Origin of the sequence: Rhizobium sp. 268, from assembly GCF_036571585.1 — a bacterium.
Lineage (GTDB): Bacteria > Pseudomonadota > Alphaproteobacteria > Rhizobiales > Rhizobiaceae > Rhizobium > Rhizobium redzepovicii.
The window spans coordinates 1-646 of the sequence record NZ_JAPPSO010000078.1 but is presented as its reverse complement, the minus strand read 5'-3'; the positions used below and the strand labels follow the sequence as shown (position 1 = coordinate 646).

Sequence of the window (646 nt, the reverse complement as noted above, 5' to 3'; positions counted from 1 at the left end):
TGTCGTCGCCCTCGCCCGCCGCTTCGACGACGGAGACGCCCTGAACGCCGAGGATGTAGACGTCGTTCCCGGCCCCGCCCTGCAGCACGTGCCCGGGTCCCGCCGAGACCAGCAGATCGTCATAGGCCGAGCCGATCGCCTTCTCGATGTTGGCATAGGTGTCGCCGGCAGCATCGCCGCCGCTGCCCGTGCTGGTCCAGAAGTCGACGTTCACCGCAGCCGTCGAGGTCGAATAATCCACCGTGTCGACGCCGGCGCCGCCGTTGAAGAAGCTGGCGTCGGAGCCGCTTACGAAGGTGTCGGCAGAACCCGTGCCGATGAAACCCTCGATCGAGGTGAAGGTGTCGCCGACCGCATCGCCGGTGTACACGCCGGTCTTCAGGTTGATCGTCACAGCCGACGTGCTCGAGCTATAGCTCGCATTGTCAGCGCCGTCGCCGCCATCCAACTGGTCTGCGCCTGCGCCGCCGATCAGGATGTCGGTGCCGGCGCCGCCGAACAGCTGGTCATTGCCGGCGCCGCCGTCCAGGGTATCGTTGGCGATCCCGCCGGTGATGATGTTGTCCAAGGCATTGCCCGTGCCGACGAAGTTGACACTGCCGGTGAAGGTCAGCCGCTCGACATTGGCGTAGCCCGCGATGCTCAA

At 66.1% G+C, this 646-nt stretch carries 1 protein-coding gene; it reads right to left on the bottom strand.

Going from position 1 to position 646, the window contains the following annotated elements:
- The coding region (locus OS035_RS33520) for a calcium-binding protein (RefSeq protein ID WP_331815698.1) at positions 1-646 on the bottom strand (646 nt) is incomplete at both ends.